Source organism: Nocardia sp. NPDC049190, assembly GCF_040648115.1.
GTDB lineage: Bacteria > Actinomycetota > Actinomycetes > Mycobacteriales > Mycobacteriaceae > Nocardia.
Genome location: NZ_JBEZDE010000003.1, coordinates 351,778 through 358,289, shown reverse-complemented (window position 1 = coordinate 358,289; position 6,512 = coordinate 351,778). Strand labels below are relative to the sequence as shown.

The following is a 6,512-nucleotide window of genomic DNA, read 5'->3' as shown; positions in this document are numbered from 1 at the left end:
TCCGTGCGGGGTCTTCTGTCCGGCTCCGGTTCCGGTTGCGCCGCCGGCGGATCCGTGTCTGATGCGGGCGGTTCCGGCGCCGATGCCGCGTTCGGCTCGGTTCGCGCCCGTGCCGGCGCCTGGTCGCGGTTATGGTGCGGGGCCTGGCGAGCCGGGTGACTCCGGATCTGTTGGTGACAGGGATGCGAGCGGTTCCGCAGTAGGTGATCCGGGGGACCGTTGGGCCGATACCTGTTTGCCGACCACGGCCGATGCCGGAACCCCCTGGGGCTGGCCCGCGGCCCCTGGCGGTCGGCCCGCAAGCCCTGGCACGAATCCCACAGTCCCCAACGGTCGACCTGCGACCCCTGGCACGAATCCCACAGTTCCCGACGGCCGACCCGCAGCGCCCGACGGTCAGCCCGGTGACGCGCCGGTGGAGCAAGCGCCCAACCCGCCCGACACCACTCACGACCCGCAACCGGCCACCGAACCCGAACAATCCCAACCTGCTCCGAATCCCCCACCCGCCCTCACCCTCCCCTTCGGCATCGTCATCCCACTCCCCACACCCCTTGCAGCCCAACAGTGATGCAAACCCGATATCGGATCACGAAGCAGTAACAAAGAGATCTCGAATGCGGTAACCTTCCTCTCGTTCGTCACGAAAGGCTCACGCCGAGCCATTGGAGGGTCACCACACCGTGGGACGTCACCGAAAGCCGCCGACCGTCACCGTCCGGCGCAGCTCCGTTATCGCATTGACCGGGTTGGTACCGACTGGGATCGTGGCCGTCACGGCCATCTCCGAGGTGGACACCATGGCCACCTCCGCCGCCGCGGTCCAGGCGCCCGAAGTTGCTCGAGCCGAGCCGAGCGCCGGCCTGCAGACCGTCGCCGAACCCGTTGTCACGACCGACTACATCGCGCACGCGCTGGCCAAGGCCGCACCCACGGCGAAGCCGGTGGTGAAAACCGTTGCGCTGCCAGCAGGCAGGCAAGCCGCCGCGTTGCCCGCCGGGCCGGTGGGCGTTCCCGGCGTGGCCGTCGCGGCCTACCAGAACGCGGAACGCATTCTGGCAGCGGAGAATCCGGTGTGCGGGATGCCATGGTCGCTGCTGGCCGGTATCGGCCGGGTCGAGTCCACGCACGCGTTCGGGGGCAAGGCCGATGCCGACGGCAATCCGCTCAGCCCGGTCTACGGCCCGGTGCTGGACGGATCGTTGGGCGGCAACCAGGTCGTAGCCGACTCCGATGACGGCGCGCTGGACGGCCTGGCCGGATCCGACCGCGCGATCGGCCCGATGCAGTTCCTGCCGCAGACCTGGAAGCACTACGCCGCCGACGGCAACGGCGACGGCATCGCCGATCCGCAAAACCTCTTCGACGCGGCGCTGACCTCGGGAAGGTACCTCTGTGACGGTGGTCTGAACATGCGCGATCTGGCCCAACAGTCCCGGGCGATCCTGCGCTACAACCACTCCATGGCCTACGTCGCGAACGTCATGGCCTGGGAGAGCTCCTACAGCACCGGGGTCGCACCCCGGCCCGGAGACCTGCCGAGAATTTGACACGCCTAAAATTCCTGCCATGCCAGTAGTGACGGAATCGGATGTGCGAGGCGCCCTCGCAAAGGTCGACGACCCGGAAATCCGCAAGCCGATCACCGAGCTCGGCATGGTGAAAAGCGTCATGATCGGCGCCGACAGCAAAGTCCACGTGGAGATCTACCTGACCACGGCAGGCTGCCCGCTGCGCACCGAGATCACCCAGCGGGTCACCAAAGCCATTGCCGATGTACCCGGTGTCGGCGCGGTGACCGTCGAGCTCGACGTGATGAGCGATGAGCAGCGCACCGATCTACGCAAGCGACTGCGCGGAGACTCGGCCGAGCCGGTCATCCCCTTCGCCCAGCCCGGCTCACTGACCCGTGTCTACGCGGTCGCCTCCGGGAAAGGCGGGGTCGGAAAATCGAGCGTCACGGTGAACCTCGCCGCGGCCATGGCCGCACGCGGCTTCTCGGTGGGCGTACTGGACGCCGACATCTACGGCCACTCGATTCCCCGCATGCTCGGCACCGACGCCCGTCCGACCCAGGTCGAACGGATGATCATGCCGCCCGTCGCGCACGACGTGAAGATGATCTCGATCGCGCAGTTCACCCAGGGCAACACGCCTGTCGTCTGGCGCGGCCCAATGCTGCACCGGGCGTTGCAGCAGTTCCTGGCCGACGTGTTCTGGGGCGATCTCGACATCCTGCTGCTCGACCTGCCGCCAGGCACCGGCGATGTCGCCATCTCCATCGCTCAGCTGATCCCGAACGCCGAGATCTTGGTCGTCACCACCCCGCAGCCGGCCGCCGCCGAAGTGGCCGAGCGGGCCGGGGCGATCGCACTGCAGACCCGGCAGCGGATCGCGGGCGTGGTGGAGAACATGTCCTGGCTGGACCTGCCGGACGGCACCCGAATGGACCTCTACGGCTCCGGCGGCGGCCAAGCGGTCGCTGACCGATTGACCCAAGCGGTCGGCGCGAAGGTGCCGCTGCTGGGTCAGATCCCGATCGAGCAGGCGCTGCGCGAGTCGGGCGATGAGGGCACGCCGATCGTGCTGCGCGATCCGGCGAACCCCGCAGCCAAGGCGCTGCTGGAGGTCGCCGACAAGCTCGCGATCCGCCGTCGCGGCCTCGCGGGCATGTCCCTCGGCATCGACCGTGCTTAATGCTGTGTTCGATGGCAGCGCCGGCGGCGCTGCGTGTTCGCGACCCCTGTGTGGCTCGCGTCCTAGCGATGAGGGACCGGAACGCACGGTGCTGGCGGCTACCGTCCGCTGGTTATCGGGACCACCGATCATTGTGAACTCACCGCTGTCATCTCGGGACGGCCAGGACCGTTCACTTGTCGCAACCGCCGACCGCAACCCGATCCCGCCTTGCTCTGCGGGCGAGTAAAGGGTCATGGACGGCTTCGGCCGGACCGGGAGTGGTCCGTTCGTCGCCCGGTCAATGTCCGAGCGATCGACACGTCTGCGCCGAAGTCGCCGGTTGCGGTAGCTCGGACGCGAACCAACAGGGGGCCGCGAACCCGCGGCGCCGGCGGCGCTGCAAACTAGACCTCATGCTTACGATGCTGCTGTATGTGCTGATCGTCGGCTTGGTCGCCGCGGTGCTGTTCCTGCTCGCCAGTGCGGTGTTCGGACGCTCCGAGGAACTGGGGCCGCTGCCGGAGGGGACGACGGCCACTGTGCTTCCCGCCGAGGCGATCTCCGGGGCGGATGTGCGGGCGCTGCGCTTCCAGCAGGTGGTGCGCGGATACAAGGCTGGTGAGGTGGACTGGGCGCTGGCCAGACTGGCCGCCAGGATCGATGAGCTCCAGCAGCAACTCGCCGAGGCGCAGGCGCACCGGTGGCCGACGCCGACCACGCCCGAGTCGAAATGACCGTGCCCGTCGACGACGGCCGGATCCGCTGCCCGTGGCCGCTGAATTCGCAGTTGTACCGCGACTACCACGACTACGAATGGAGCAGGACGCTGCACGGCGACGACGCTCTGTTCGAACGGCTGTGCCTGGAAGCGTTTCAGTCGGGGCTGTCCTGGATCACCATCCTGCGGAAACGGCCCGCGTTCCGCGCGGCGTTCGCCGAGTTCTCCATCGAGCGCGTGGCGCGGTTCGGCGACGCCGACGTGACGAGGCTGCTGGCCGACGCGGGCATCGTGCGTAATCGGCTCAAGATCGAGGCCGCCATCGCTAACGCCAGGGTTGCCCGCGACCTCGATTCCGGGTTGGACGCACTGCTCTGGTCGTTCGCGCCGCCACCGCGGCCACGACCGCGCGCACACGGGGACATTCCCGCGACGACACCCGAATCTGTTGCTCTGGCAAAAGAATTGAAGCGGCGCGGGTTCCGATTCGTCGGACCTACCACCGCGTACGCGTTGATGCAGGCGACCGGAATGGTCGACGATCATCTCGCCGATTGCTGGGTGAGCAGTGACCCACCCGCCACGGGCCGACCGGTCACTTTTTGAACTCAGGTGTCCGTCGACATCCGCGATAGGGAAGAATAGGACGGGTGTAGCTCGCCAAATGCCGGCGAGCTCGCTGGTTGGTGACAACTGGAGTTCCAAGAAAGTGCGCAGCAGACCGCGCAGATCTGGAGGGAGCAGAGGATGGCGGCCATGAAGCCCCGTACCGGGGACGGTCCCCTCGAGGCAACCAAGGAAGGGCGTGGAATCGTCATGCGGGTTCCACTCGAGGGTGGCGGGCGTCTGGTCGTCGAACTCACGCCGGATGAAGCAGCGGCGCTCGGCGACGAACTGAAGAGCGTGACCAGCTGAGTGTCACCAGCTGAGCACTCGGCGCTCGCAGCGGTGGCCGGTCTACTCACCTGCCCCGAATGCGTGCGCTTACCGCGGCCGCACGAGAACGATTCGGCGCTCACGCTCGAACCACGGGATCGGGCGCTGCGCTGCGGACGCGGGCACAGCTTCGACGTCGCCAGACAGGGTTATGTCAGCCTCCTGACCGGCGCGTCGACCAAGATGATCGGTGACTCCGCGGCCATGCTGGACGCACGTGCCACCTTCCAGAGCGGAGGGCATTTCGCGCCGATCGCCGATGCGGTGACCCGCGCCGTCACGGCGGCACAGCGACCCGACGGCTCGGTGTTGGAAGTCGGCGCGGGCACGGGTTATTACCTGGCCGCGGTGCTGGACGCCGCTCCCTCGACCGTCGGTATCGGACTCGACGTCGCCAAGCCCGCTGTCCGGCGGTGCGCCCGCTCCCACCCGCGCGCCGCGGCGGTCCTCGCCGACGCCTGGCTCGGAGTGCCGATCCGAGACGGCGCGCTCGACCGGGTGCTCTCGGTGTTCGCCCCACGCAATCCCGGCGAGATCGCCAGGATCCTCGCCGACAACGGTCGTTTCGTCGTCGCGACACCCACCGAGCGCCATCTCGGCGAGTTGATCGGCCCGCTGGACATGGTGCGCGTCGACCCGGATAAGGATCGACGGCTCGACAACGCGATGTCGGGCCACTTCGAACCCGTCGAGCACACGCTCGTCGAGTATCCGATGACGCTCGACCGCTCCGATGTGGCCAATGTGGTGGGCATGGGGCCGTCCGCACATCACACGACCGCCACGGACGCACGGCTGGCGCATCTGTCGCAGACTGTGGAGGTGACCGCCTCAGTCGTCGTCGCCAGTTATCGTCCGGCCGCCTGACCCGGCCGTCCGGTCGCGCCTATCACCTACGGACCTTGTCGTATACCTCGATCGTGTGCGCCGCGACCCGAGCCCAGTCGAACTCGGAGACCGCCCGAGCGCGGCCTGCGGCGCCGAATTCGGCGGCGAGCGCGGGGGCGCCGGCGACCTCGTTGACCGCGGCCGCCAAGTCGCGCTCGTAGTCCTCGGCGGCGCCCGCGTCGTAGTGCACCAGCCGTCCGGTGCGGCCGTCCTCGACCACCTCGGGGATGCCACCCACATCGGAGGCCACCACCGCGGTAGCGCACGCCATGGCCTCCAGGTTCACGATGCCGAGCGGCTCGTACACCGACGGGCACACGAACACGGTGGCGGCGGCCAAGATCTGCCGGATCTGTTCGGTCGGGAGCATCTCGCGAACCCAGAACACGGTGCCGCGCCGCTGCCGCAGCTCGTCCACCGCCGCGGCGACCTCGTGCTCCAGCTCCGGCGTGTCCGGCGCGCCCGCGCACAGCACGAGCTGGATGCCGGGTTCGAAGTCGCGGGCCGCGGCCAACAAGTGACCGACGCCTTTCTGCCGAGTGATGCGACCGACGAACGCGACGATCGGCCGGTCCGTGCGCACACCTAGCGCGGTGAGCACCGACGGCGAGCCCGCGGCCGCCGGGCCGGGATACCACATTCGCCCGTCGATGCCATTGCGCACCACGTGTACTCGGTCCGGATCGACCGCCGGGTAGGCGTTCAGCACGTCGCGGCGCATCCCCTCGCTCACCGCGATCACAGCGTCGGCGTGCTCGACAGCATTGCGTTCCGACCACGAGGAGAGCCGGTATCCGCCCCCGAGTTGCTCGGCCTTCCACGGTCTGCGCGGTTCCAGCGAATGCGCCGTGAGCACGTGCGGCACACCGTAGAGCAGCGCGGCCAGGTGCCCGGCCGAACCGGTGTACCAGGTATGCGAGTGCACCACATCGACCTCGCCGGCAGCATCCGCCATCCGCAACTGCGTGGACATCATCTGCAGTGCGGCGTTCGCGGCGGAGAGCATCGGATCCGGTTGGTGCACCACGGCATCCGTGCGCGCGACGCCCATGCAGTGCACGCTCACGTCGCACAGCGCACGCAGATGCGCGGTCAGCTGGGTGACATGCACCCCGGCTCCGCCGTACACCTCGGGTGGGTATTCCCGAGTCAGCATCGCGACCCGAAGCCGGTTCCGCTCGTCGGAATCCACCGCCGAGCGCCCGCCGTACGTGCCGAAACTCACCGGTTCAAACTAGACGTTCGAGTCCGTGCGGGCTACTCACCCACGCGTCACCCGGTAGTTTGGCAG

General features: G+C 68.3%; 7 protein-coding genes. 6 read left to right on the top strand and 1 reads right to left on the bottom strand.

What is annotated here, in order from left to right; genetic code table 11:
- The first annotated feature begins 683 nt into the window (after positions 1-683).
- The 6 genes from AB0B25_RS05290 to AB0B25_RS05265 all read left to right on the top strand — a co-directional run bounded on the left by AB0B25_RS05290 (position 684) and on the right by AB0B25_RS05265 (position 5,200).
- Positions 684-1,550 (top strand): lytic murein transglycosylase, encoded by an 867-nt coding sequence (locus AB0B25_RS05290; protein ID WP_357174942.1) that lies wholly within the window; start codon positions 684-686, stop codon positions 1,548-1,550.
- 19 nt (positions 1,551-1,569) lie between these two features.
- The gene (locus tag AB0B25_RS05285; RefSeq protein ID WP_357174939.1) at positions 1,570-2,697 is read left to right on the top strand and encodes an Mrp/NBP35 family ATP-binding protein; all 1,128 of its coding nucleotides are present in this window, start codon (positions 1,570-1,572) and stop codon (positions 2,695-2,697) included.
- Between the two features lie 395 nt (positions 2,698-3,092).
- Complete coding sequence (locus AB0B25_RS05280; protein ID WP_357174936.1) at positions 3,093-3,413, top strand: DivIVA domain-containing protein; 321 nt, start codon at positions 3,093-3,095, stop codon at positions 3,411-3,413.
- Positions 3,410-4,003, top strand: a complete 594-nt coding sequence (locus tag AB0B25_RS05275; protein WP_357175026.1) for a DNA-3-methyladenine glycosylase I — start codon at positions 3,410-3,412, stop codon at positions 4,001-4,003. Before AB0B25_RS05280 ends, AB0B25_RS05275 begins: the two co-directional genes overlap by 4 nt.
- 141 nt (positions 4,004-4,144) lie before the next feature.
- Positions 4,145-4,312, top strand: coding sequence for a DUF3117 domain-containing protein (locus AB0B25_RS05270; protein ID WP_011211259.1), 168 nt, complete (start codon positions 4,145-4,147; stop codon positions 4,310-4,312).
- The gene (locus AB0B25_RS05265) at positions 4,313-5,200 is read left to right on the top strand and encodes a putative RNA methyltransferase (protein WP_357174933.1); all 888 of its coding nucleotides are present in this window, start codon (positions 4,313-4,315) and stop codon (positions 5,198-5,200) included.
- 22 nt (positions 5,201-5,222) lie between these two features.
- Here AB0B25_RS05265 and glgA read toward each other — a convergent pair whose 3' ends face one another.
- Complete coding sequence (gene glgA, locus AB0B25_RS05260; RefSeq protein WP_357175023.1) at positions 5,223-6,377, bottom strand: glycogen synthase; 1,155 nt, start codon at positions 6,375-6,377, stop codon at positions 5,223-5,225.
- Positions 6,378-6,512: the final 135 nt, after the last annotated feature.

Bases quoted from the DNA above. Each gene is read 5' to 3' on its own strand.
- AB0B25_RS05280 (WP_357174936.1), top strand. From the start codon at position 3,093: ATGCTTACGATGCTGCTGTATGTGCTGATCGTCGGCTTGGTCGCCGCG.
- AB0B25_RS05285 (WP_357174939.1), top strand. From the start codon at position 1,570: ATGCCAGTAGTGACGGAATCGGATGTGCGAGGCGCCCTCGCAAAGGTC.
- AB0B25_RS05270 (WP_011211259.1), top strand. From the start codon at position 4,145: ATGGCGGCCATGAAGCCCCGTACCGGGGACGGTCCCCTCGAGGCAACC.
- glgA (WP_357175023.1), bottom strand. From the start codon at position 6,377: ATGCTGACTCGGGAATACCCACCCGAGGTGTACGGCGGAGCCGGGGTG.
- AB0B25_RS05275 (WP_357175026.1), top strand. From the start codon at position 3,410: ATGACCGTGCCCGTCGACGACGGCCGGATCCGCTGCCCGTGGCCGCTG.